Origin of the sequence: Demequina iriomotensis (assembly GCF_000971395.1) — a bacterium.
Taxonomy (GTDB): domain Bacteria; phylum Actinomycetota; class Actinomycetes; order Actinomycetales; family Demequinaceae; genus Demequina; species Demequina iriomotensis.
This window is the reverse complement of sequence record NZ_BBME01000003.1, coordinates 1-1,376: the sequence shown is the minus strand read 5'-3', so window position 1 is coordinate 1,376 and position 1,376 is coordinate 1. Positions and strand designations below refer to the sequence as shown.

General features: G+C 67.7%; 1 protein-coding gene. It reads left to right on the top strand.

The genetic code is table 11. The annotated features are described in order from the left end of the window. Positions 1–51 precede the first annotated feature (51 nt). A protein-coding gene (locus tag AOM09_RS00015; protein ID WP_228375011.1) for an IS3 family transposase occupies positions 52–1,346 on the top strand; the annotation gives its coding sequence in 2 pieces (ribosomal slippage) (positions 52–331 and positions 331–1,346; 1,296 coding nt in all). Positions 1,347–1,376 lie beyond the last annotated feature (30 nt).

The window sequence follows — 1,376 nt, the reverse complement described above, 5'->3', positions numbered from 1 at the left end:
TGAATCGCCCCGGGTCTGGTGGAGGCTCTCAATCCATGGAGGATGAGAGTCATGTCAGCACCGAGGAAGTACCCCGAAGAGCTTCGTGAGCGGGCCACGCGGATGGCCGTCGAGCTGCGTCAGGATCCGGCGACGAAGCCCGGCGCGATGGCGCGTGTGGCCGACCAGCTCGGCATCCACCGCGAGACCCTTCGTGGGTGGGTGCGCCAGGTCGAGATCGATGGCGGGGTTCGTCCGGGCACCACGACGGCCGACGCGGACCGGATCGCGCAGCTCGAGCAGGAGAACCGTGAGCTGCGCCGTGCGAACCACATCTTGAAGACCTCGGCGGCTTTCTTCGCGGCGGAGCTCGACCGCCCCACCACCAGGTAGTCGCCTACGTCGACGCCCATCGACACGACCGTGTCGATGGGCGCGAGGTCGGGGTCGAGTCGATCTGCAAGGTCCTCACAGAGGCCGGAGTGCAGATCGCCCCGAGCGGCTACTACGCAGCCAAGAACCGGCTGCCGTCGGCGCGCGCTGTGCGCGACGCGGAGCTCATTGTCGACATCCGGCACGCTCACAAGGCGAACCTGGGCGTCTACGGGGCCCGCAAGATCCACGCCGACCTCAACCGTGAGGGCGTGCCCGTGGCGCGCTGCACGGTCGAGCGCCTCATGCGCGCCGAGGGCCTGCGCGGGATCACGCGGGAGAAGACCCGCAAGACTACCTACGGCGAGGGTGCCGAGACCGATCGGCCGGCCGACCTGGTCAAACGCCACTTCGCGGCGACGGGCCCGAACGAGCTGTGGGTCGCGGACCTGACGTACGTGCGCACCCACGCCGGCTGGACGTACGTCGCGTTCGTCCTGGACGTGTTCAGCCGGATGATCGTGGGCTGGCAGGTCTCGACCAGCCTGCGCACCGATTTGGCGCTCGACGCCCTTGAGATGGGCTTGTGGACTCGCCAGCGTGCCGGCCAGGACGTCACCGGGCTGGTGCATCACAGCGACAGAGGAGTCCAGTATCGAGCGATTCGCTACACCGAGCGTCTGGCCGAGGCCGAGGCCGTCGCATCCGTCGGGTCGAGGGGCGACTCCTACGACAACGCGATGGCCGAGGCGCTGAACTCGCTGTTCAAGGCCGAATGCATCCGCAACCCAGTCATGCGTCCCAAGGGCGGCTGGAAGACCGTCACCGACGTCGAGATCGCGACCGCGGAGTACGTCGACTGGTACAACCATCGCCGCCTTCACGGCGAGATCGGACTCGTCCCACCCGCCGAGTACGAGACCGTCCATTGGGCCGCCGTCAGATCAGACCACTACCCTGAAGCACCCGTCCCCGTCGGGGCCGGAACCAACTAACCGAGCCTCCACGAAACCCGGGGCGATTCA